This is a genomic window from Pseudomonas sp. FP2335 (genome assembly GCF_030687535.1).
GTDB lineage: Bacteria > Pseudomonadota > Gammaproteobacteria > Pseudomonadales > Pseudomonadaceae > Aquipseudomonas.
Genome location: NZ_CP117437.1, coordinates 4,987,636 through 5,009,487, shown reverse-complemented (window position 1 = coordinate 5,009,487; position 21,852 = coordinate 4,987,636). Strand labels below are relative to the sequence as shown.

Here is a 21,852-nt window from a genome sequence, read left to right as displayed (position 1 = left end):
CTAACAATTCGCTGTGGGTATGGGGTTGGCCTCTTTAAAATGGGCGCTTGCGAGGACCCAAAGCCCATGAAACGTTTCACCCGTCTGTCTATTGAATTGGTTGTGTTGTTGGCCATCTACTTTCTCGGCTGCCAACTGGCCGTGTGGTTCGCCTGGCCTATCCCTGGTGGTGTCGTCGGTCTGGGCCTGCTCCTGGCAACGTTCGCCAGCGGCCTGGTCAAGCCCGCCGCCCTGCAGCTGGGCGCTGGCGTGTTGATGGCCGAGATGCTGCTGTTCTTTATTCCGGCCTTGATGAGTTTGCTGGACTACGGCGGCCTGCTGCGCAACGAGGGCTGGCGCATCCTGCTGGTGATCGGCGTGAGCACCTTGGCGGTGATGTTGGTGACGGCGTTCACCGTTGAGATCGTCTGCCGCTGGAGGCTGCGCCATGAAGCTTGAACTGATGCCGGTGTTCTGGCTCGCCCTGACCCTGGGCGCGTACATCTTCAGCCGCTGGATCTACCGGCGCACCGGGCGCTATCTGTTGTCGCCGCTGATTCTGGTGCCGGTGCTCTTGCTGGCGGTGGCGGTGCCGATGCACACCGCCTACGCCGAATACGCTGCCGATACCCACTGGCTGATGCTGGTGCTGGGGCCGGTCACCGTGGCATTCGCCGTGCCGATCTGGCAACAGCGCCGCCTGTTGGCGCGGCACTGGTCGGCGTTGCTGCTGGGAATGGTCGCCGGCAGCGTGGCCTCCATCGGCACCTCGTTCGGCCTGGCCAAAGCGCTGGCGCTGGACAGCGCGGTGACAATGTCCCTGGTGCCGCGCTCCATCACCACACCGTTTGCCATGCCGGTGTCGTCCGACTTGGGCGGCGTGCCGGAACTCACCGCCGTGTTCGTGATGTTCACCGGCGTATTCGGTGCGATGCTCGGTGGCGTGTTGCTCAAGTGGCTGCCGCTGCGCACGCCCTTGGCGCGTGGCGCATTGTTTGGTGTGGGGGCCCATGGCGCCGGGGTCAGCCGGGCACATGAAGTGGGCGGTGAAGAAGGCTCGGTCGCCGGTTTGGTGATGGTATTGACCGGGCTGCTCAACCTGTTTGCCGCGCCTTTATTGGCGGCGCTTCTCTGACGCCATTTGCGCAGGTTTCAACTATTCTCAAAGCTGACTCGTACGGTCATCAAGCTGGCTGCCAAGGCAACTACGACGACTGGGACGTCTGACTAGACTGGCCCATCACTCAAAAAAACAATAAGAAAGTGCGCCAAGGAGGTCATCACCGTGAGCTTAGCCCCGGTTCTATCGCCGCAAAATGTCCAAGGCCAGGTCAGCGCTGCCGAATGGCAGACCCGTGTCGACCTGGCAGCCTGCTATCGCCTGGTGGCGTTGCACGGTTGGGATGACCTGATCTTTACCCACATCTCGGCCAAGGTGCCGGGCACCGATGACTTCCTGATCAACCCGTATGGGCTGATGTTCCACGAGATCACTGCGTCGAGCCTGGTCAAGGTCGACCAGGCCGGCAACAAGCTGATGGACAGCCCCTACGAGATCAACCCGGCGGGCTACACCATCCACAGCGCGATCCACGAAGTCCGCCATGACGTCACCTGCGTGCTGCACACCCACACCGCGTCCGGTGTCGCAGTGGCGGCGCAGAAGCAGGGCGTGCTGCCGATCAGCCAGCAATCGATTTTCGTGCTGTCGAGCCTGGCCTACCACGCCTACGAAGGCGTGGCGCTGAACCATGAAGAGAAGGCCCGCCTGCAGGCCGACCTCGGTGATAACAATTTCCTGATGTTGCACAACCACGGCCTGCTCACCTGCGCCGCCAGCATTGCCGACACCTTCCTGATGATGTTCACCTTCCAGCGGGCCTGCGACATCCAGGTGCTGGCGCAGAACGGCGGGGCCGAGTTGATCCCTATCGGCCCGCAGATTCTTGCCGGGGCCAAGGCGATGGTGGCGGCCGTGACCAAGAGTGCACAAGGCATGGGGGGCGCGCTGGCCTGGCCGGCGTTGCTGCGTAAGTTGGACAGCCTCGACCCTGGGTATAAAACCTGATGCCACTCGCCGAGATCCCGCTCACTGCCTGGCACAAGCGCGGCCAGAGCTTCGTCTTCCGTGGCCATACCATCCGTTATTGGGTGGCGGGGCAGGGCGAACCGCTGCTGCTGATCCACGGCTTCCCCACCGCCAGCTGGGACTGGCACTACCTGTGGCAACCCCTGGCCCAGCGCAACCTGGTGATCGCCTGCGACATGCTCGGCTTTGGCGAATCGGAAAAACCCCTCGACCATGAGTACTGCCTCTTGGAGCAGGCGGATTTGCAGCAAGCCTTGCTGGAGCATTTGGGTGTGGACCAGCCGGTGCACGTGCTGGCCCATGACTACGGCGACAGCGTCGCCCAGGAACTGCTCGCGCGGCATTACGAAGCGCGTTTCCAGATGGCCAGTTGCGTGTTTCTCAACGGCGGCTTGTTCCCCGAAACCCACCGGCTGGCGCTGGTGCAGAAACTCCTGCTCAGCCCCCTGGGCTGGATGATCGGTCGCGCCTTTGGGCGCAGCGCGTTGTCCGACAGCTTCGGCCAGATTTTCGGTCCGCATACACGTCCCAGCGAAAGTGCCCTGGATGATTTCTGGCAGTTGATCAGCTGCAACGATGGCACGCGGGTGCTGCATAAACTGATCGTCTACGTGCCCCAGCGCCGTCGCCTGCGCGAGCGATGGCTGGAAGCGATGCAGCGTGATGAGGTGCCCCTGCGGGTGATCGACGGCGAGGTTGATCCGATTTCCGGTGCCCATATGGTGGCGCGTTATCAGCAGCTGATCCCCCATGCGGATACGGTGCTGCTGGCCAATATCGGCCACTACCCGCAGATCGAGGCGCCGGTGCAGGTGCTCAAGCATTACCTGGCGTTTCGTGAGCGGATCGCCGGCCCGATGTCCTATCTGGCTTATTCCTGACGGCACACAGTTCAACAACTGGTGGCAGCGGGCTTGTGTGGGAGCGGGCTTGCTCGCGAAAGCGGTGGATCGGAGAAATAGGTGTCGACTGAAACACCGCCTTCGCGAACAAGCCCGCTCCCACACAAGCTGACGTCCACGGCGCACCGGCCATCATCCCCCAGCCTTATCGCGCACCATTCAGCCCTGGCCGACTTTATTGTGACCAGAGGCCGGGTGCCTGACACTCATGGCATTCCCATTGTCGCCAGCGGAGTTCGGTATGAGTGAGTCAGTGCAGTTCCAGGATAAGGTCGTGATCGTCACCGGAGCCGGCGGCGGGTTGGGCCGGGCCCATGCGCTGCTGTTCGCCCGCCACGGGGCCAAGGTGCTGGTCAACGACCTGGGCGGCTCGACCCAGGGCGAAGGTGCCAACGCCTCGGCGGCCGACCGCGTGGTTGCCGAAATCCGCGCCGCTGGCGGTATTGCCGAAGCCAACCACGACTCTGTCACCGACGGTGACAAGATCGTGCAGCACGCGCTGGAGGTGTTTGGCCGCATCGATGTGGTGGTCAACAACGCCGGCATCCTGCGCGACAAGACCTTCCACAAAATGGACGACAGCGACTGGGACCTGGTTTACCGGGTGCATGTCGAAGGCGCCTACAAAGTCACCCGCGCTGCCTGGCCGCACATGCGTGAGCAAGGGTATGGACGGGTGATCTTCACCGCGTCCACCTCGGGCATCTACGGCAACTTCGGCCAGTCCAACTACGGCATGGCCAAGCTCGGCCTGTATGGCTTGACCCGCACCCTGGCGCTGGAAGGGCGCAAGAACAACATCCTGGTCAACGCCATCGCGCCCACCGGCGGCACACGCATGACCGAAGGCCTGATTCCGCCGCAGGTGTTCGAGCGGCTCAAGCCGGAGTTGGTCAGCCCGCTGGTGGTGTACCTGGGCAGTGCCGCGTGCGAGGAAACGGCCGGCCTGTTTGAAGTGGGCGGCGGCTGGATCGGCAAGACCCGCTGGGAGCGCAGCCTTGGCGTGGGGTTCGATCCTGAAGCCGGTTTTTCCCCGGATGACGTCGCCGCGCACTGGCAGCAGATCTGCGACTTCGAGGGCGCCGCCCACCCCAAGGACAACATCGAGGCGCTGAAGGAGATGATGGCCAACTTGCAGAAGTACAGCCTCTGATCATTGCTCCAACAGCAGTGAATCGTGCGGGGCGCCAAGGGCGCCCCGTTTTATTGCGCGCATAAAAAAGGCCGCTGCATAGGCAGCGGCCGAAGTAAGACGTTGGATCAAGGAGCTACAAATCCACGTCAGTGAACACCGGTAACAGATTGATAAAAGGCATCAATCCCATTGAATCTGGCTTTTCTCCCGGTAGCGGAAGCGGGCGTTTTGCCCTGCAAGCCCGGTAAGAATAGTCGGTTGTAACAGAATGAGTAATAGCGCTTCAGGACAAGGACTGTTACCGATACCGCAACAGTTGCCGGGGTGCTATCCATTGGCCTGATAAGCCGCCATCCATTCGATCCATACCTGCCTCCAAACCCGCTGCCTGGGCGGCCGCTAATCCTTTCGAGCGACAACACGAATCCCTCCTTGGTGCGCTTATCGCTCCTGTTGCGCGGCAGTAGGGTGGGGCCTTCTGTCACTCACCGGGGAAGACGCATGACAAAAACAACAATGCGCGCCATCTTCACGCCACAGGCGCTGGCCGCTGCGGTTGCACTGGGTTGCTGTGCGCAGGCGCAGGCTGTTTCGTTCAACATTGGCGAGATCGAAGGGCAATTCGACTCCTCGCTGTCGGTCGGCGCGAGCTGGGGCATGCGCGATGCCGATAAGAAACTGGTCGGCACCGTCAATGGCGGCACCGGGCAGGCGTCTACCGGGGATGACGGACGGCTGAACTTCAAGAAGGGCGAAACCTTCTCCAAGATCTTCAAGGGCCTGCACGACCTGGAACTCAAGTACGGTGACAGCGGCATGTTTGTGCGCGGCAAGTACTGGTACGACTTCGAGTTGCAGGACGAAGACCGCGAATTCAAACAGATCAGCAACCACCATCGCGACGAAGGCGCGCGCTCGTCCGGCTACGAGTTGCTCGATGCCTTCGTCTATCACAACTATTCGATTGGCGATCAGCCGGGCAACGTGCGCCTGGGCAAGCAGGTGGTCAGCTGGGGCGAAAGCACCTTCATCGGCAACTCCATCAACAGCATCAACCCCATCGACGTTTCCGCCTTCCGTCGCCCTGGCGCGGAGATCAAGGAAGGGCTGATCCCGGTGAACATGCTGTTCGCTTCCCAGAGCTTGACCAACCAGCTGACGGTGGAAGGCTTCTACCAGTTGAACTGGCAGAACACCGTGCTGGATAACTGCGGTACGTTTTTTGGTGGCGACGTTGCGGCCCATGGCTGTAATGGCAACTACACCGTGGGCAACCCGGCGATTGCGCCGTTGCAGCCAGTGGCCGCAGCCTTCGGGCAGGGTTTTGAAGTGACGCGCGAGGGCGTGATTGTGCAGCGCGCTCGGGACCGCGATGCGCGTGACGGCGGCCAGTTCGGTGCGGCCCTGCGCTGGCTGGGGGATGACACCGAGTACGGGCTGTATTTCATGAACTATCACAGCCGTACCCCGACCGTCGGCACCATCACCAACAACACCACGCTGGCCCGGCTCGGCGCCATCGCTGGCGCCGCCAACGGTATCGCGCCCGGCACTGGCTCGGGCCTGGTCCAGAGCCTGATGCTCGGCCGTGGTCAGTACTACCTCGACTACCCCGAGGACATTCGTCTGTTCGGCGCCAGTTTCTCCACCACCTTGCCGACCGGCACGGCGTGGACCGGCGAAATCAGCTACCGCCCGAATGCCCCGGTGCAACTCAACACCACCGACCTGACCCTGGCCCTGATCAACCCGGTGGCCGGCCAGGCGGCCTCACCGATCCGCAGCAACTTCGGCGACGACAACAAAGGCTACCGCCGCAAGGAAATCACCCAGATCCAAAGCACCATGACCCAGTTCTTCGACCAGGTGCTGGGCGCCGAACGCCTGACCCTGGTGGGCGAGGCGGCCTTCGTGCACGTCGCCGGGCTGGAAGACAAATCCAAGCTGCGTTACGGCCGTGACTCGGTCTACGGCGCCTACGGTTTCCAGGGCGACACCGACGGTTTTGTCACGGCCAATTCCTGGGGCTACCGCGCCCGGGCGATCCTTGACTACAACAACGCGCTGTTCGGGGTGAACCTCAAGCCCAACCTGTCGTGGTCCCACGATGTCGCCGGCTACGGCCCCAACGGCCTGTTCAACAAAGGCGCCAAGGCCATCAGCGTCGGCGTGGATGCGGACTACCGCAGCACCTACACCGCCAGCCTGAGCTACACCGACTTTTTTGGTGGCGACTACAACACCCTCACCGACCGTGACTTCCTCGCCCTCAGCTTTGGCGTGAACTTCTGATCTGGCTTAAAGAAGGACAAGAATCCATGCGTAAGACACTTGCTGTATTGGCTCTGAGTTTGCTGGCTGCCAATGTCATGGCTGCCGTATCGCCGCAGGAAGCCGACAAACTCGGCACCAGCCTGACCCCGATCGGCGCCGAAAAAGCCGGCAACGCCGACGGCTCGATCCCGGCCTGGACCGGCGGCATCCCGAAAAACGCCGGCGCGGTGGACAGCAAAGGCTTCCTCGCCGACCCGTTCGCCAGTGAAAAACCGCTGTTCGTGATCACCGCCGCCACCGTCGACAAGTACAAGGACAAACTCTCCGAAGGCCAGGTGGCGATGTTCAAGCGCTACCCCGAGACCTACAAGATCCCGGTGTACCCGAGCCACCGCACGGTCAACCTGCCGCCGGAGATCTACGAGTCGATCAAGCGCAGCGCGCTCAACGTCAAGCCAATCAACGACGGCAACGGCCTGGAGAACTTCACCGGCAACCGCTACTACGCGTTCCCGATCCCCAAGAACGGCGTGGAAGTGCTGTGGAACCACATCACCCGCTACCACGGTGGCAACCTGCGCCGCATCATCACCCAGGCCACACCGCAGACCAATGGCAGCTACACGCCGATCCGCTTCGAAGAAGAGGTGGCGGTGCCGCAACTGATCCCCGACATGGACCCGGCCAAGGCCGCCAACGTGCTGACCTTCTTCAAGCAGTCGGTGACCGCGCCGGCACGCCTGGCGGGCAACGTGCTGCTGGTGCACGAAACCCTCGACCAGGTGAAAGAGCCGCGCCTGGCGTGGATCTACAACGCCGGCCAACGCCGCGTACGCCGCGCCCCGCAAGTGGCGTATGACGGGCCGGGCACCGCGTCCGACGGCCTGCGCACCTCCGACAACTTCGACATGTTCTCCGGTGCACCCGACCGCTACGACTGGAAACTGGTGGGCAAGAAGGAGATGTACATCCCCTATAACAGCTACAAGCTGGACCAGCCGACACTCAAGTACGATGACATCATCAAGGCCGGCCACATCAACCAGGACCTGACCCGCTACGAACTGCACCGGGTGTGGGAAGTGGTCGGCACGGTCAAGCCCAGCGAGCGGCACATCTACGCCAAGCGCCACATGTACATCGACGAAGACAGCTGGCAGGTGGCGCTGGTGGATCACTATGACGGTCGTGGCCAACTGTGGCGGGTCGCCGAAGGGCATGCGCAGTTCTACTACAACCACCAGACCCCGGCCTACACCGTGGAAACCCTGTACGACATCATCGCCGGGCGCTACATCGCCCTGGGCATGAAGAACGAGGAGAAGAGCAGCTTCGTGTTCGGCTTCAACGCCAAGGCCGCGGACTACACCCCGGCTGCGCTGCGAGCCGAAGGCGTACGCTGATTTCAGAGGTGAAATGCAATCCAACTGTGGGAGCGGGCTTGTGTGGGAGCGGGCTTGCTCGCGAATGCAGTGTGTCAGTCAAAGATGCTTCGACTGATCCACCGCCTTCGCGAGCAAGCCCGCTCCCACACAAGCCCTGCTACCACATTCGTTTGTGTACACCTTGGGTTTTATGGCCGCCAATCACGCCGCTGAATCTTTCTTCAACAACCACCAACCACAGGACTAGGGTACGCATCAGGTTGCATAACAATAAAAAAGCAGGATGCAGCAATGACCGCCATGACACGCTGCCTGGACCGTCCTGGATTCATGCCCCGGCTGTCCGCCCACCATCTGCTGCGCCCGCGCCTGGCCGAGCCTTTGCTGGCGGCGCAGGCACGGGTCAGGTTGCTCTGCGCCCCCGGTGGCAGTGGCAAGAGCGCCTTGCTCGCCGAGTGCGCGTTGCAGGCACCGGCCGCTTGCCAGGTGTATTGGCTGCCGCTCAATGGCGCCACCCTCAGCCCGCTGGAGTTGTGCCAGCGCCTGGCCCTGAACCTGGGCCTGCCGTTTACCGATGAAGCCACCTTGCTGCTCGACCTTGGTCGCTGGCAGGCCCCGGCTTGGCTGTTTCTCGACGATTTCTGCCGCCAGCCTGCGCCCGCACTGGACGCACTGCTCGACCGCCTGCTCAGCGCCGCCAGCCCGGCGTTGACCTGGTGGCTGGGCGCTCGCCGCCGGCCCATCTGCAACTGGCCGCGCCTGTTGCTTGATGACGAACTGCTGGAATGCAGCGGCAGCGAACTGGCCTTCAGCGCTGCAGACATCCAGGCGCTGGCGCCGGGGCACGAGGTCGACCGCATCCTGCAGTTCAGCGGCGGCTGGTGCGCGGGCGTGCGGATCGCCCTGCTCGGCGACGGGCACCCGGACAAAACCCTGCTCGACTACCTGCAACACGAACTGTTCAGCAGCTTGCCGGCGGAACTGGCCGAGGCCTGGCGCGTGCTTGCCCATCTGCCGCGTTTCAACCCCGGCTTGTGCGAGCACCTGTTCGGCGCCGGCGACGGTGATCAGTACCTGCGCGACTTGCAGGCCCTCGGCGCCTTTATCCAGCCGTGGGAAGACGCCGCCGACTGGCTGCAGGTGTTCCCGCCGCTCGCACAACTGCTGCGCGACGAGCCCTGGCCGGCCAAGCGCTCCTGGCATCGGCGTGCCTGCCAATGGTTCACCGCCGAGGGGGATTGGCAGGCGGCGTTCGAGCAGGCGTTGCTGGCGGAGGAATATGAGATCGCGGTCAGCCTGTTGCAGCACTTCAGTTTCGAGGACCTGTTCCGCCAGCAAAACGCCGTGCTGCTGTTGCGCCTGCACGAGCAGCATGGCGATGAGCTGATGCTCGGTTCGGCGCAACTGGTGGGGTTGGTCACGGCGGCCTTGTTGTTCGCCGGGCGCTTCGAACAGGCGGCGTTGTGCATCGATCAACTGGCGCGTTTCGCGCCGCAACCCAGCGCGGCGCAACAGTGCTATCTGCTGGCGCGCTGGCAGGCGCAATGGGGCTGGTTGCTGCATTTGCGTGGCGATGCCGAGCGTTCCCGCGAACATTTTCTTGAAGCGCTGCAAGCTTTGCCCGACAGCGCTTGGACCTCGCGCCTGATGTGCTTGTCGGGGTTGACCCAGCAAGCCTTGCTGCGCGGCGAACTGGAAGTGGCGCAAGCCTTGAGCCGCGAAGCGTTGTGCCTGGCCCGTGCCCACGGGTCATTGGTGTTGGAGGCGTTGCTGGAGTTGGACCACGCTCAATTGCTGGAACAGCGCGGCGCGCCGTACCGGGCGCAGAGCCTGTTGGAAAATGTCCAGGCGATGTTGCTCAAGCAGCGTCTCAAGGCCGGGCCGCTGGTCGGGCGCATCGCCTTGCGCCGTGGGCACCTGGCCTTGCGTCAAGGCCAGGATGCGCTGGCCGCCGAGTGTTTCGATGCCGGCTTGAAGATGTGCCTGCACAGCCAGGACAAGCGCGTGCTCTATGGCTTTCTCGGCCTGGCGTTGCTGGCGGCCAACCATGGCGATTACGCCCAGGCCTTTGTGCAACTGCGCGAGGCCGAGCGGCTGATGCAGCAGCGTCAGGTGCCGGATTCGGTGTATCGCGCGGTGTTGCTGTTGGTCAGTGGGCACTTCTGGTTGCAACAGGGCCGTGCCGAGTTGACGCTGGAAGCGGTGCGGCGGGTGCTGCGTCACTTCCGCGGGCCACAGGCCAAGCAGGCACCGCCGGCGACGTTGGAGTTGATACCGCGTCTGGAATACCTGCTGGTGCTGGCCGAAGTGAAACTGGGTCGTGCCGAGCAACCGTTGGAGCGCTTGCGCGCCTTGCTGGCGACTATCCAGCAGCGCGGCATGTTGTGCCTGGAAACCGAACTGCACCTGGTGCTCGGCGAGGTGGCCTGGCAACTCGGCGACTCGACCCTGGCGCGACGGTCGTTGCAGGCCGGGTTGGAGCTGGCCGCACGTTGCCAGGTGCAGCAGGCCATTCGTGAGCTGCGTTTGCGCTCGCCCGGGTTGTTGAGTGAGGTGGGGCTTGAAGCGCAGGTGTCGCCCGCCGGTGCGGCGGACAATCCCCTGAGCCAGCGCGAACTGGAAGTGCTGCAATTGATCGCCCTGGGCAGCTCCAACCTGGAAATCGCCGACCGTTTGTTTATCTCCCTGCACACGGTCAAGACCCATGCACGGCGCATCCACAGCAAGCTTGGCGTGGAGCGGCGCACGCAAGCGGTGGCCAAGGCGAAGACGTTGGGCCTGATGGTCTAGGCGCTGAACGCCTGGCGGTATTCGCCGGGCGTGGCGCCCATGGCCTGGCGGAAGCGATGGGTGAAGTGGCTGGCGCTGGAAAAACCGCACATCAGGGCGATCTCACCCAGGGGCAGGGCGCTGCTGCGCAGCAGTGCCTGGGCGCGGGTCAAGCGCCGCGCCAGCAGGTATTGGTGCGGCGGCAGGCCGAAGCTTTGGCGGAACATCCGCGCGAAGTGGTATTCCGACAGCGCGCACAGCCCGGCGAGTTGCCCGAGGCTGATGGGGTCTTCCAGGTGCTGATCGATGTAGTCCATCAACCGCCTGCGCTGGTACGCCGCCAGCCCGCCTTTCAAGCGCAACCCATCGCGTGCGCCGACCTGGCTGAGCAGGGTGTGGCTGAGCATTTCGTGGGCCAGGCTGCTGGTCAGCAGGCGTTCGGCCGGTTCGTGCCAGTTGAGGGCGATCAACTGGTGGAAGCGCCGGGCCTGGCTGGCATCTTCCAGGAAGGTGCTTTCGCGCAGTTGCAACGCGCGCGGTTCGCGGTCGAGCAGGGTGACGCAGCCCAGGGCAAATTGCTCCGGGCTGAAATACACGTGGGCCAGGCGGATCTCGCCGTTGATCACCCAGGCCGACTGATGCTCGGCCGGCAGGATGCACAGCTTGTCGGGCCCGCCCTTGGTGCCCGGCTGGTCGCGGCGAAACGTGCCGGTGCCGCCGCCGACGTAGCAGGACAAGGTGTGATGGCTCGGCGCCTGATAATCCTGGGAATCGTGATGGTTGCTCCACAAGGCCGCAGACAAGCCGTCACCGAGCTCGGCGCAGGCTTCGAGGCGTGCGTTGGGCGAGCGGTTAAGGGCTTGGAAGACTTGCAGGGATTGCAGATCAGGCATGGCGAGCACTCTGTGGACGCCTTGCATCCTACTCTGCGCTGATGACGCTGTGATCCCACCGCCCGACAAAAGCGCAAGAATCTGCAAGCGGTTTGCTCGGGGCGGGGGCGACACTGGGGCTCAATCGATGGAGCCTGTCATGAACCTTTTCCTGTACTTACTCACCGTGCTGATCTGGGGCACCACCTGGATCGCCCTTAAATGGCAACTGGGCGTGGTGGCGATCCCGGTGTCCATCGTCTATCGCTTCGGTCTCGCGGCGCTGGTGCTGTTTGCGTTGTTGCTGCTCAGCCGCCGGTTGCAGGTGATGAACCGGCGCGGGCATCTGATCTGCCTGGCCCAGGGCTTGTGCCTTTTCTGCGTGAACTTCATGTGCTTCCTGACGGCTAGCCAGTGGATTCCCAGCGGCCTGGTGGCCGTGGTGTTTTCCACGGCGACCTTGTGGAACGCGCTGAACGCCCGGGTGTTTTTCGGCCAGCGCGTGGCGCGCAATGTGTTGATGGGCGGCGGCCTGGGTCTGCTGGGGTTGGGCTTTCTGTTCTGGCCGGAGCTGGTCGGGCACACCGCCAGCCCGCAGACCCTGCTTGGCCTGGGCTTGGCGCTGCTCGGGACGATGTGTTTCTCGGCGGGTAACATGCTGTCGAGCCTGCAACAGAAAGCCGGGCTCAAGCCGCTGACCACCAATGCCTGGGGCATGGCCTATGGTTCGGCGATGTTGGCGACCTATTGCGCGGTGCGCGGGATTCCGTTCGAGATGGACTGGAGCGCGCGGTATATCGGCGCATTGTGGTACCTGGTGATCCCAGGTTCGGTGATCGGGTTTACCGCGTACCTGACCCTGGTCGGACGCATGGGGCCGGAGCGGGCGGCGTACTGCACGGTGCTGTTCCCGGTGGTGGCGTTGAATGTGTCGGCGTTTGCCGAGGGCTATCAATGGACCGGGGCGGCGCTGGTGGGGTTGGTGCTGGTGATGTTGGGGAATGTGTTGGTGTTCAGAAAACCCAAGCCCGTTACCCCCATCCTCAAGGCGCAGCAAATCTAATGTGGGGGCTTGTGTGGGAGCGGGCTTGCTCGCGAAGGCGGTGGGTCAGTCAACGGATTTAGCGACTGACACTGCGCCTTCGCGAGCAAGCCCGCTCCCACATTTGACCGAGTTGACCGGGTTATTTGAGACCGAGGCGCTTGGCCATGCGCCCCAGGTTGGCGCGGTCCAACCCCAGCTCACGGGCCGCACTGGCCCAGTTGTGCTGGTGACGCTCCAGGCAGGCGCTGATGATCTGGCGTTGAAAGTGCTCGGTGGCCTGGCGCAGGTCGCCCGTGACCACGGGGATCACGTCGTCTGGGGCTTCGATGGCCGGCGCGCTGACGTCAGGCAAGTCCAGGTCCTGGGCGCTCAGGCTGAGAATCTTCGGCCGCTCGCGGCAGTTGCCCAGGGCTTTGAGCGCGCTGCGGCCGATCAAGTGTTCCAGCTCTCGCACATTGCCCGGCCAGTTATAGGCCAGCAGCGCCGCCTGGGCATCGCTGCTCAGGCGCAGGCTGCCCAGGCCCATGCGCGAGCGGTTCTGCTCCAGGAAGAAACCCGCCAGCAGCAACACATCGCGCCCGCGCTCGCGCAGGGCCGGGACTTGCAGCGGGTACACGCTGAGGCGGTGGTAGAAGTCGGCGCGGTAGCGGCCGTTGCGCACCTCTTCGGCGAGGTCGCGGTTGGTGGCGGCGATCAGGCGCACGTCGACCTGATGTTCCTTGTCCGAGCCCAGTCGCTGCAACTGGCCGCTTTGCAGCACGCGCAGCAGTTTGGCCTGCACGCTCAGGGACAGTTCGCCGACTTCATCAAGGAACAGCGTGCCGCCGTTGGCCAGTTCGAACTTGCCGCGTCGCTCATTCAGCGCGCCGGTAAAGGCGCCGCGCACATGGCCGAACAGCTCGCTTTCCACCAGGGTTTCCGGCAGAGCGGCGCAGTTGAGGCTGATCAGCGGTTTGTCGGCACGGGCTGACGCAGCATGGATCGCCTGGGCCACCAACTCCTTGCCCACCCCGGTTTCGCCGGTGATCAGAACGGTGAGGTCGCTGCCGCCCACCAGCTTGATCTCTTCCACCAGGCGTTTGTGGGGTTTGCTCTGGCCGATCATTTCCTTGTGCTGCTGGCCGCTGGCCTCGCGATAGATTTCGGCGCGCAGGGTCAGGCGTTCGATACGTTCGGCGACGTTGACGGTCGCGGCCGCGAGGCTGGCGAAGGCTTGCAGGGCGTCGAGTTCGACCCGTTCGAAACGCTCGGTGTCGAGGGCGTCCAGGGTCAGCAGGCCCCATGGCCTGTCGTCGACAAACAGCGGGCAGCCCATGCAGTCGTGGACTTCCAGCTGCCCGTGTATGCCAGCGACGAGACCGTCGTAGGGGTCGGGCAATTCGCTGTCGCTGTCAAAGCGCGTCGGGCCGGGGCTGGCGAGCAATACGGCGAAGCGCGGGTGTTCACTGACCTTGAAGCGCCGCCCGAGGGTATCGGGGCTCAAGCCATCCACCGCCAGTGGTACCAGCCATTCACCGTCCAGGCGCAACAACGCGGCGGCATCACACGGCAGCAGGGCACGCATGGCTTGCAACAGGCGGCGGTAGCGCTCGCCTTCGGGCAGTTCACGGGACAGGTCGGCGACCAGGGGCAGCAGGGTGGTGAGCAGCGATTGTGCAGTCATAATGACTCCTTGTAGTCCTTATGACTATAAAGTGTAGGAAGTCATACTGACTACATATTATTCAACTCATTGAAATATAAGGATTTATAAGTTGGCACGAATACTGAGTAGGTAAAGGCAATCAGTAAAAAGACCCAGGAGTCTGCCATGCTTAGTGCCCAAGACCGTGCCATCGTCAAATCCACTGTGCCCCTGCTGGAAAGCGGTGGCGAAGCGCTGATCACCCATTTCTACCGCATGATGCTCTCCGAGTACCCTGAGGTGCGCCCGCTGTTCAACCAGGCTCACCAAGCCAGTGGCGACCAGCCGCGCGCCCTGGCCAACGGCGTGCTGATGTATGCGCGACACATTGACCAGTTGGACCAGCTGGGTGACCTGGTGGCGAAGATCATCAACAAGCACGTGGCCTTGCAGATCCTGCCGGAGCATTACCCGATCGTGGGGGCCTGCCTGCTGCGGGCGATTTCCGAAGTGCTGGGCAGCGAGATCGCTACCCCTGAAGTGATGAATGCCTGGGGCGCGGCCTACGGCCAACTGGCGGATATTCTGATCGGTGCCGAAAGCGCCATCTACGCTGAAAAAGCCCAGGCCCCCGGTGGTTGGCGCGGTGCGCGGGCGTTCACGCTGGTCAAGCGTGTGGAAGAAAGCGCCGAGATCACGTCCTTCTACTTTGCACCTGTGGATAACGGCCCGATCCTCGCGGCTGCGCCCGGCCAGTACATCGGCATGAAGCTGGTGCTGGACGGCGAAGAAGTGCGCCGCAACTATTCTCTGTCGGCCCTGAGCGATGCCGGCCAGTACCGCATCAGCGTCAAGCGCGAAGCCGGTGGGCGGGTGTCCAACTACCTGCATGATCAACTGCAGGTTGGCGCGACCATCGACCTGTTCCCGCCGGCGGGCGAGTTCACCTTGGCGGCCAGTGATAAACCGCTGGTGCTGATCAGCGGCGGGGTGGGTATCACACCGACCCTGCCAATGCTCGAAGCCGCGCTGGCGACCGAGCGCCCGGTGCACTTTATCCACTGCGCGCGCAATGGCGGGGTGCATGCGTTCCGCGATTGGGTGGATGCCCTGGCGGCCAAGCACCCGCAACTCAAGCGCTTCTATTGCTACGCCGAGGATGACGGGGTGAGCCCGGCGGCAGACAAGGTGGGCTTGTTGAGCCAGGCGCAACTGGCGGCGTGGTTGCCCGAGCAGCGTGATGTGGATGCGTATTTCCTCGGGCCCAAGGGCTTCATGGCGGCGGTCAAGCGTCACCTCAAGGCGTTGGGGGTTCCAGAGAAACAAAGCAGGTATGAGTTCTTCGGTCCGGCTGCGGCATTGGAGTAACACACTGTCCGAATTGTGGGAGCGGGCAAGCCTGCTCCCACATGGGGTCGCTATTGCGACTGATTAATCTCCTGTTAACCCCTTTCTGTTTAAACCTCTCTCTGTGTGTAAACTTGCGGCCATTGGCATGACCAGACAAAGGGAAACAGAGATGAGTGACGAATTGCGTTTAGGCAGGGAGCGGCGCTTTCTGGTGTTGCTGGGCATCATCTGCCTGGCGCTGATCGGTGGTGCACTTTATATGCAGGTCGTGCTGGGCGAGGCGCCGTGCCCGCTGTGCATCCTGCAACGCTATGCGCTGCTGCTGATTGCGGTCTTCGCCTTCCTTGGCGCGGCCATGCGCCGCAAAGGCGCGGTGACGCTGTTCGAAGGCCTGGTGGTGCTCAGCGCCCTCGGCGGCGTGGCAGCAGCCGGCCATCATGTGTACACCCAGTTCTTCCCCCAGGTCAGTTGCGGCATCGATGTGCTGCAACCGATCGTCGACGACCTGCCCCTGGCCAAGGTGTTCCCCCTGGGCTTCCAGGTCGACGGTTTCTGCAGCACGCCGTATCCGCCGATACTGGGCCTGTCCCTGGCGCAATGGGCGCTGGTGGCGTTCGTGCTGACGGTGATCCTGGTGCCGCTGGGTATTTACCGTAACCGCCAACGCCGCACCTGAGTGTTGACTGAAACGCCCCGGTCCTCCTTGAGGGAAGTCCGGGGCGTTTTTGTTTGTAGGGTTTTGTGAACAGAGCGTGACGCGGGACAATTCCGGGTGCGCGCAGCGTGCGACATGTTGTCACACGGAAGCTGCCGCAGGACGTTTCCGACTCGCTCATTGCCTCGTTAAATTTGCCTAAAACGCGCAAATTGTGCTGTCAGTTCGTGGTTTGGACGAGGCGGCGCAGCTCACGCCGCCCGTGCCTTTGAGTGATGTCCGAATGCCTTGTTTTCTGGGGGGTTGGGTACGTTTAGCGTGCCCTTACACTGGGTAAGGGCTGTGACGCTTTGTGCAATAACACGGCAATTTTTGTGGTTTTTGTTGAGAATCGAACACGATAAGATCGCGAACCTTTGCGGTTTTGGTGAAGGATTGTTGCTGTAATCGATAAAAATTATTTCTTTATAAGACATGGTTTATACATCGCTAGCTAACTACAATCGCCCGCACTGAATGTCCGGTGCTGTTCAATATTTGAGCACTGGAGCGGTCGAGGGGCAGATGGATGGCTCTGTGCGACCCCAAGGTTCCGGCAGCCTTTCAACTATCCGCACCAAATGGAATTGGTCTGTAACAAGGCCTTTAACCACGAAATCGAATAAGAACTCACCGCAGGTCCGCGAAACGCGCCGTTAAATGGCGTGATGGGCAGGCTCTTATTCAATCGAAGAGAAATGCCAACCCTTGGCAGGGTGAAGTGTTGGCGATCAAAACCCAACTGCATTGCGCAAGCTGCTTTAGAGGTCGTGAGATGAGTAAAAACAGGTACCCCCGATTACTAGGCTTTTTGCCGCTGCTTGGCATGATGTTAATGCTGGGAGGCTGCAAGTGGACCTTGCTCGACCCGAAAGGACAGGTCGGCCTGGATGAACGAAACCTGATCATCACCGCTACCCTGCTGATGCTGCTGGTCGTGGTCCCTGTGATCATCATGACCTTCGCGTTCGCCTGGAAATATCGCGCGTCGAACACCAGCGCGACCTACGCGCCGAAGTGGTCGCACTCCACCAAGATCGAAATCGCGGTGTGGCTGGTCCCGATCCTCATCATCATTGCCCTGGGTTATGTGACCTACAAGTCCACCCACGCTCTGGACCCGTACCGTCCGCTGGAATCCGACGTCAAGCCGATCAACATCGAAGTCGTCGCGCTGGACTGGAAGTGGCTGTTCATCTACCCAGACCTGGGTATCGCCACTGTTAACCAGATCCGCTTCCCGGAACACACTCCGCTGAACTTCAAGATCACCTCCGACGCCGTGATGAACTCGTTCTTCATCCCAGCCCTGGGCGGCCAGATCTACGCGATGGCAGGCATGCAGACCAAGCTGCACCTGATCGCCAACCAGAAAGCTGAAATGGAAGGCATCTCCGCCAACTACAGCGGCGCTGGCTTCACCGGCATGAAATTCAAAGCGATCTCGACAAGCCAGGAAGAATTCGACGCCTGGGTAGCCGAAGTCAAGGCCGCACCTAAACAGCTTGATCAAGCTGAATACGACGCCCTGGCCAAACCAAGCCAGAACAACCCAGTCGCCCTGTACTCCACGTACGAGCCGAACCTGTTTCAGAAAATCGTCGACAAGTACGAAGGTATGAAGCCAGGCAAGCCGGTCAAGCACGAGAAGAAAGAAGTGGCCGCGGTTGAAGGTTCTGACACGGGCTCGCATTCAACTGCTGGGGCAGAGGAGTAAACGATGTTTGGTAAATTAAGTTGGGATGCGATCCCGTTCCACGAGCCGATTGTGATGATTACCATCGCCATGATCGCGCTGGGTGGTCTGGCACTGTTCGCGGCAATCACTTATTTCAAGAAGTGGACCTACCTGTGGACCGAGTGGCTGACTTCGGTTGACCACAAGAAAATCGGCGTCATGTACATCATCGTGGCCATGGTCATGCTGCTGCGTGGTTTTGCCGACGCCATCATGATGCGTACCCAGTTGGCCATGGCCACCGAGGGTTCGCCTGGCTACCTGCCACCTGAACACTATGACCAGATCTTCACCGCCCACGGTGTGATCATGATCATCTTCATGGCGATGCCATTCTTCACCGGCCTGATGAACCTTGCAGTGCCGCTGCAGATCGGCGCGCGTGACGTTGCCTACCCGTTCCTGAACTCCCTGAGCTTCTGGCTGCTGGTTTCCGGCGTGGTGCTGATCAACGTATCCCTGGGCGTCGGCGAATTCGCCAAGACCGGTTGGGTTGCGTATCCGCCGCTGTCGGGCATTCAGTACAGCCCTGGCGTGGGTGTGGACTACTACATCTGGGCCCTACAGTTATCAGGACTCGGGACGACGCTGACGGGGGTCAACTTCCTGGCCACCGTGCTGAAAATGCGCGCCCCTGGCATGAAACTGATGGACATGCCGATCTTCACCTGGACCTGCACCTGGGCCAACGTCCTGATCGTGGCTTCGTTCCCGATCCTGGCCGCCACCATGGCGCTGCTGTCGCTTGACCGTTACCTGGATTTCCACATTTTCACCAATGAACTTGGTGGCAATCCAATGATGTACGTGAACCTGTTCTGGGCATGGGGTCACCCTGAGGTGTACATCCTGATCCTGCCAGCGTTCGGTATCTTCTCCGAAGTGATCTCGACCTTTACCGGCAAGCGCCTGTTCGGTCACCACTCGATGGTTTACGCATCGGGCGCAATCTCTGTACTGGGCTTCATGGTTTGGCTGCACCACTTCTTCACCATGGGTTCGGGGGCAAGCGTCAACGCCTTCTTCGGCCTGGCGACGATGCTGATTTCCATCCCGACGGGGGTGAAGCTATTCAACTGGCTGTTCACCATCTACCACGGTCGTCTGCGCATGACCAGCCAGGTCCTGTGGACCCTGGGCTTCATGGTGACCTTCGCCATCGGCGGCATGACTGGCGTACTGCTGGCCATCCCGGGTGCTGACTTCGTCCTGCACAACAGCCTGTTCGTGATCGCGCACTTCCATAACGTGATCATCGGTGGTGCGGTATTCGGTTACATCGCTGGCTTCAGCTTCTACTTCCCGAAAGCGTTCGGCTTCAAGCTGCACGAAGGTTGGGGCAAGGCTGCATTCTGGTTCTGGATCTCGGGCTTCTTCGTCGCGTTCATGCCGCTCTACGCGCTGGGCTTCATGGGCATGACCCGTCGTCTGAACGCCACTACCAACCCTGAGTGGGTGCCGTACCTGTACGTCGCCATGTTCGGTGCGGTGATGATCGCTGTGGGTATCGCCTGCCAGCTGATCCAGCTGTACGTGAGTATCCGTGATCGCAAGCAGAACATGTGCGAGTCCGGCGACCCATGGAATGGCCACACCCTGGAATGGTCGACTTCGTCGCCACCACCGTTCTACAACTTCGCTGTGATCCCGACTGCGAACACCATTGATGCGTTCACCGAAGCCAAGGAAGACGGTACTGCGTACCAGAAACCGGCCAAATATGAACCGATCCACATGCCAAGCAACACCGCCACTGGCGTGGTGATGGGTGCGCTGTTGACCGTGTTCGGTTTCGCGATGATCTGGCACATCTGGTGGCTGGCAATCGTGAGCCTGGTTGGCACTATCGGTTACTTCATCGTTCACGCAGCCCGTGACGATCAAGGCTACATGGTGCCGGTCGAAGAGATCGAACGCATCGAAGCCGAGCAGCACGCTCGCCTGGTAGCCGAGAAGAAGATCCCGGCCAACCGTGTTGAAACCTCGTTGGAACAGGCTTAAACCATGTCGAACTTAGTGACCAATGCTGGACACGCCCATGTCGATGACCATGGGCACGATGACCATCACCACGACTCGGGGCCGATGACCGTTTTCGGTTTCTGGCTCTACCTGATGACCGACTGCATCTTGTTTGCGTCGATCTTCGCGGTGTACGCGGTACTGGTAAACAACACTGCCGGTGGCCCGTCGGGCCACGACATCTTCGAACTGCCCTACGTGCTCGGCGAAACCGCCTTGCTGTTGTTCAGTTCGATCACCTACGGCTTCGCCATGTTGGCCTTCTACAAGGGCAACAAGAAAGGCGTACTGAGCTGGTTGGCACTGACCTTCCTGTTCGGCCTGGGCTTCATCGGCATGGAGATCAACGAGTTCCACCTGCTGATCTCCGAAGGTTACGGCCCGCACCGTTCCGGCTTCCTGTCCGCGTTCTTCACGCTGGTAGGCACCCACGGTCTGCACGTATCCGCCGGCCTGCTGTGGATGGCGGTGATGATGTATCAGGTCAATAAACACGGCCTGACCAACACCAACAAGACTCGCCTGAGCTGCCTGAGCCTGTTCTGGCACTTCCTGGACGTGGTCTGGATCTGCGTATTCACCGTTGTCTACCTGATGGGGACTCTGTAATGGCTAATGCACACTCCCATGACAGCCACGATGCAAGCCACGGCAGCGTCAAGTCGTACGCTATCGGCTTCATCCTGTCGGTCATCCTGACCCTGATCCCGTTCGGCCTGGTGATGTACCCGACCCTGCCGAAATCGATCACCTTGATGATCGTGTTGGCATTCGCGGTAATCCAGGTTCTGGTTCACCTGGTGTACTTCCTGCACCTGGACCGTTCCGAGGCCCAGCGTGAGAACGTGATTGCGTTCGTGTTCGCAGGCCTGGTGATCGTTCTGCTGGTTGGTCTGTCGCTGTGGATCATGTTCAGCATCCACACCTACATGATGGCGAAGTGAGGTAAGACCCGATGTCGCTTAAGCACTTTATCCAAATCACCAAACCGGGGATCATTTTCGGTAACGTGCTTTCTGTGGCGGGCGGTTTCTTCCTGGCCTCCAAGGGACATGTCGATCTGGCCATCTTCCTGGCTGCGATGATCGGTACGTCCCTGGTGGTGGCTTCCGGTTGCGTGTTCAACAACTGCATCGACCGTGACATCGACATCAAGATGGAGCGCACCAAGAATCGCGTGCTGGTCCAGGGCCTCATCTCCCTGAAGCTGGCACTGATCTATGCGACCGTCCTCGGTGTTGCCGGTGTGGCGTTGTTGTACAAGGTGGCCAACCCGCTGGCGGCGCTGTTCGCCGTGATCGGTTTTGTCATCTACGTCGGCCTCTACAGCCTGTACCTCAAGCGCAAGTCGGTGCACGGCACGCTGGTGGGCAGTCTGTCGGGGGCGATGCCGCCGGTGATTGGTTATGTGGCTGTGACCAATAGCTTCGACATGGCCGCGCTGACGCTACTGGTGATGTTCAGCCTGTGGCAGATGCCGCACTCCTACGCCATTGCGATTTTCCGCTTCAATGACTACCTGGCTGCGTCGATTCCGGTTCTGCCGGTCAAGCGTGGCATCCAGGTGGCCAAGAAACACATCCTGCTCTACATCCTGGCCTTCCTCGTGGCGACCTTGATGTTGACCTTCAGTGGCTATGCCGGCATGAGCTACCTTGCCGTCGCCGCCGCCATGGGCATGTACTGGTTGTACATGGCCTGGACCGGCTACAAGGCGGTGGATGACACCGTCTGGGCGCGCAAGCTGTTCGTGTTCTCGATCTTCACCATCACCGCGCTCAGCGTGATGATGTCCCTGGATTTCCAAGTGCCGAAAGAGCTTCTGCTGACCTACGCTCACTGAGTGGTCGCGCAGTGAAAGAGCCCCGCCTTCGAGAGAAGCGCGGGGCTTTTTCTTGGGCGGGCGGTTAAATCGGACTAGGCTTTTCTCGTCTTACCCTCAAGTACGAGCTGTGCGAATCCATCCCCCGCCTT

18 protein-coding genes are annotated in these 21,852 nt (G+C 61.5%); 16 read left to right on the top strand and 2 right to left on the bottom strand.

All coding sequences use genetic code 11. The annotated features are described in order from the left end of the window. The first annotated feature begins 66 nt into the window (after positions 1-66). From PSH81_RS22520 to PSH81_RS22485, 8 genes are all read left to right on the top strand, one after another. Positions 67-438: a CidA/LrgA family protein gene (locus PSH81_RS22520; protein ID WP_192300594.1), complete on the top strand. Its 372-nt coding sequence runs from the start codon at positions 67-69 to the stop codon at positions 436-438. After that, positions 428-1,114, top strand: coding sequence for an LrgB family protein (locus tag PSH81_RS22515; protein ID WP_305391509.1), 687 nt, complete (start codon positions 428-430; stop codon positions 1,112-1,114). Before PSH81_RS22520 ends, PSH81_RS22515 begins: the two co-directional genes overlap by 11 nt. Positions 1,115-1,264: 150 nt before the next feature. Next, entirely contained in the window at positions 1,265-2,047 is a 783-nt protein-coding gene (locus PSH81_RS22510) for a class II aldolase/adducin family protein (RefSeq protein WP_192300592.1), read from the top strand. Further along, a complete protein-coding gene (locus PSH81_RS22505; RefSeq protein ID WP_305391508.1) occupies positions 2,047-2,949 on the top strand; it encodes an alpha/beta fold hydrolase in 903 nt (300 codons plus the stop codon). Before PSH81_RS22510 ends, PSH81_RS22505 begins: the two co-directional genes overlap by 1 nt. A 262-nt stretch (positions 2,950-3,211) precedes the next feature. Then, on the top strand, positions 3,212-4,123 hold the full coding sequence (locus tag PSH81_RS22500; RefSeq protein WP_192300590.1) for an SDR family oxidoreductase: 912 nt from the start codon (positions 3,212-3,214) through the stop codon (positions 4,121-4,123). 483 nt (positions 4,124-4,606) lie between these two features. Then, positions 4,607-6,397, top strand: a complete 1,791-nt coding sequence (locus tag PSH81_RS22495) for a DUF1302 domain-containing protein (protein WP_192300589.1) — start codon at positions 4,607-4,609, stop codon at positions 6,395-6,397. 26 nt (positions 6,398-6,423) lie between these two features. Then, on the top strand, positions 6,424-7,782 hold the full coding sequence (locus tag PSH81_RS22490; protein ID WP_226457270.1) for a DUF1329 domain-containing protein: 1,359 nt from the start codon (positions 6,424-6,426) through the stop codon (positions 7,780-7,782). 273 nt (positions 7,783-8,055) lie between these two features. Continuing rightward, a complete protein-coding gene (locus tag PSH81_RS22485) occupies positions 8,056-10,554 on the top strand; it encodes a LuxR C-terminal-related transcriptional regulator (protein ID WP_305391507.1) in 2,499 nt (832 codons plus the stop codon). On the opposite strand, the gene PSH81_RS22480 is transcribed toward PSH81_RS22485, so the two are convergent. Beyond that, a complete protein-coding gene (locus tag PSH81_RS22480; protein WP_305391506.1) occupies positions 10,551-11,426 on the bottom strand; it encodes a helix-turn-helix domain-containing protein in 876 nt (291 codons plus the stop codon). The genes PSH81_RS22485 and PSH81_RS22480 overlap by 4 nt on opposite strands. Positions 11,427-11,565: 139 nt before the next feature. On the opposite strand from PSH81_RS22480, the gene PSH81_RS22475 reads away from it, so the two are divergent. Beyond that, positions 11,566-12,468 carry a DMT family transporter gene (locus PSH81_RS22475; RefSeq protein ID WP_226457273.1) on the top strand — a complete coding sequence of 301 codons (903 nt, stop codon included), beginning with the start codon at positions 11,566-11,568 and terminating at the stop codon, positions 12,466-12,468. A 121-nt stretch (positions 12,469-12,589) separates the two neighbouring features. Here PSH81_RS22475 and norR read toward each other — a convergent pair whose 3' ends face one another. Beyond that, positions 12,590-14,113 (bottom strand): nitric oxide reductase transcriptional regulator NorR, encoded by a 1,524-nt coding sequence (norR, locus tag PSH81_RS22470; RefSeq protein WP_226457274.1) that lies wholly within the window; start codon positions 14,111-14,113, stop codon positions 12,590-12,592. Between the two features lie 147 nt (positions 14,114-14,260). On the opposite strand from norR, the gene hmpA reads away from it, so the two are divergent. The 7 genes from hmpA to cyoE all read left to right on the top strand — a co-directional run bounded on the left by hmpA (position 14,261) and on the right by cyoE (position 21,721). After that, complete coding sequence (gene hmpA, locus PSH81_RS22465) at positions 14,261-15,442, top strand: NO-inducible flavohemoprotein (protein ID WP_305391505.1); 1,182 nt, start codon at positions 14,261-14,263, stop codon at positions 15,440-15,442. A gap of 151 nt (positions 15,443-15,593) precedes the next feature. Continuing rightward, the gene (locus tag PSH81_RS22460) at positions 15,594-16,100 is read left to right on the top strand and encodes a disulfide bond formation protein B (RefSeq protein ID WP_192300582.1); all 507 of its coding nucleotides are present in this window, start codon (positions 15,594-15,596) and stop codon (positions 16,098-16,100) included. Between the two features lie 793 nt (positions 16,101-16,893). Beyond that, positions 16,894-17,835 carry a ubiquinol oxidase subunit II gene (cyoA, locus tag PSH81_RS22455; protein ID WP_192300581.1) on the top strand — a complete coding sequence of 314 codons (942 nt, stop codon included), beginning with the start codon at positions 16,894-16,896 and terminating at the stop codon, positions 17,833-17,835. A gap of 3 nt (positions 17,836-17,838) precedes the next feature. After that, on the top strand, positions 17,839-19,857 hold the full coding sequence (cyoB, locus tag PSH81_RS22450; RefSeq protein WP_192300580.1) for a cytochrome o ubiquinol oxidase subunit I: 2,019 nt from the start codon (positions 17,839-17,841) through the stop codon (positions 19,855-19,857). Between the two features lie 3 nt (positions 19,858-19,860). Beyond that, on the top strand, positions 19,861-20,487 hold the full coding sequence (locus tag PSH81_RS22445) for a cytochrome o ubiquinol oxidase subunit III (RefSeq protein WP_060754365.1): 627 nt from the start codon (positions 19,861-19,863) through the stop codon (positions 20,485-20,487). Continuing rightward, positions 20,487-20,822, top strand: a complete 336-nt coding sequence (gene cyoD, locus PSH81_RS22440; protein WP_003176003.1) for a cytochrome o ubiquinol oxidase subunit IV — start codon at positions 20,487-20,489, stop codon at positions 20,820-20,822. The genes PSH81_RS22445 and cyoD overlap by 1 nt, the downstream gene beginning before the upstream one ends. A gap of 11 nt (positions 20,823-20,833) precedes the next feature. Next, a complete protein-coding gene (gene cyoE / locus PSH81_RS22435; RefSeq protein WP_003194050.1) occupies positions 20,834-21,721 on the top strand; it encodes a heme o synthase in 888 nt (295 codons plus the stop codon). Positions 21,722-21,852: the final 131 nt, after the last annotated feature.

Excerpts from the sequence above, each read along its gene's own strand:
- PSH81_RS22520 (WP_192300594.1), top strand. The coding sequence starts at position 67 with ATGAAACGTTTCACCCGTCTGTCTATTGAATTGGTTGTGTTGTTGGCC.
- PSH81_RS22515 (WP_305391509.1), top strand. The coding sequence starts at position 428 with ATGAAGCTTGAACTGATGCCGGTGTTCTGGCTCGCCCTGACCCTGGGC.
- PSH81_RS22505 (WP_305391508.1), top strand. The coding sequence starts at position 2,047 with ATGCCACTCGCCGAGATCCCGCTCACTGCCTGGCACAAGCGCGGCCAG.
- PSH81_RS22500 (WP_192300590.1), top strand. The coding sequence starts at position 3,212 with ATGAGTGAGTCAGTGCAGTTCCAGGATAAGGTCGTGATCGTCACCGGA.
- PSH81_RS22495 (WP_192300589.1), top strand. The coding sequence starts at position 4,607 with ATGACAAAAACAACAATGCGCGCCATCTTCACGCCACAGGCGCTGGCC.
- PSH81_RS22490 (WP_226457270.1), top strand. The coding sequence starts at position 6,424 with ATGCGTAAGACACTTGCTGTATTGGCTCTGAGTTTGCTGGCTGCCAAT.
- PSH81_RS22485 (WP_305391507.1), top strand. The coding sequence starts at position 8,056 with ATGACCGCCATGACACGCTGCCTGGACCGTCCTGGATTCATGCCCCGG.
- PSH81_RS22480 (WP_305391506.1), bottom strand. The coding sequence starts at position 11,426 with ATGCCTGATCTGCAATCCCTGCAAGTCTTCCAAGCCCTTAACCGCTCG.
- PSH81_RS22475 (WP_226457273.1), top strand. The coding sequence starts at position 11,566 with ATGAACCTTTTCCTGTACTTACTCACCGTGCTGATCTGGGGCACCACC.
- norR (WP_226457274.1), bottom strand. The coding sequence starts at position 14,113 with ATGACTGCACAATCGCTGCTCACCACCCTGCTGCCCCTGGTCGCCGAC.
- hmpA (WP_305391505.1), top strand. The coding sequence starts at position 14,261 with ATGCTTAGTGCCCAAGACCGTGCCATCGTCAAATCCACTGTGCCCCTG.
- PSH81_RS22460 (WP_192300582.1), top strand. The coding sequence starts at position 15,594 with ATGAGTGACGAATTGCGTTTAGGCAGGGAGCGGCGCTTTCTGGTGTTG.
- cyoA (WP_192300581.1), top strand. The coding sequence starts at position 16,894 with ATGAGTAAAAACAGGTACCCCCGATTACTAGGCTTTTTGCCGCTGCTT.
- cyoB (WP_192300580.1), top strand. The coding sequence starts at position 17,839 with ATGTTTGGTAAATTAAGTTGGGATGCGATCCCGTTCCACGAGCCGATT.
- PSH81_RS22445 (WP_060754365.1), top strand. The coding sequence starts at position 19,861 with ATGTCGAACTTAGTGACCAATGCTGGACACGCCCATGTCGATGACCAT.
- cyoD (WP_003176003.1), top strand. The coding sequence starts at position 20,487 with ATGGCTAATGCACACTCCCATGACAGCCACGATGCAAGCCACGGCAGC.
- cyoE (WP_003194050.1), top strand. The coding sequence starts at position 20,834 with ATGTCGCTTAAGCACTTTATCCAAATCACCAAACCGGGGATCATTTTC.